Raw genomic sequence first — 677 nt, forward strand, 5'->3', positions numbered from 1 at the left:
TCGCCGCAACATGCGCCGCCCAGAATTGCATGTCCTTTTTCATCCTTGTCCCACATAAAATTAGATGGGGAAAGAATGCTGCAGCCGCAGCTATGCCACAAGTCTGGGGTTTATGGCGCGCTTACGGATATCCTGATGCCGACGTCAGTCGTCGTAACCTTTATTGAGCTGCTGTGGCCGTCTGGATTATCAACCTGAACGTATATGTCTCTCTCATTCCATGGCGGGAATTCCAATACGATTAAGCCCGCCCGTATCATGAAACGGTAGAAATTTACAACTCGGGACATTCGCCTCTTAGCCGTTGTGCCGCTCACCTCGCCGATTTTGACTCGTGTTGTCAGGTGACCGTTATAACGATAGGTCGGTCGGCGCAGTTGGAACTGGGGGAACGCTAGCCAATCAAGTCCGTTCTCTTCCAGGAACCGACAGTAAGAGGTCATGTCCTCCGCGATACCGAGGAAGCTCTCCATATCCGGCTGCGGTTGTCCTTCTAAGCGCATGAGGATCCAGATATTCACCTCATCCCAAGGGGCTCCATTCCCTTTTAGGCCCTATGACGTTTCCGGTGAAACTTGACATCGGCTATGCTGTGAGGTTCTACCGTCCCGGAGTGCGGTCAAGGGCGGCGCGCGCTGCGCGCGTGCCGGCGTAGCGCACCCTTGACGGCATGCAGG

Annotated in this window: 1 protein-coding gene; it reads left to right on the forward strand. The window is 54.5% G+C overall.

Going from position 1 to position 677, the window contains the following annotated elements; translation table 11 throughout:
* Positions 1-198: hypothetical protein (locus tag F2P44_RS35270; RefSeq protein ID WP_223165160.1), on the forward strand; the 198-nt coding region annotated here is incomplete at its 5' end.
* Positions 199-677 lie beyond the last annotated feature (479 nt).

The organism is Massilia frigida (genome assembly GCF_011682175.1).
In the GTDB taxonomy this organism is placed as follows: domain Bacteria; phylum Pseudomonadota; class Gammaproteobacteria; order Burkholderiales; family Burkholderiaceae_D; genus Telluria_A; species Telluria_A frigida.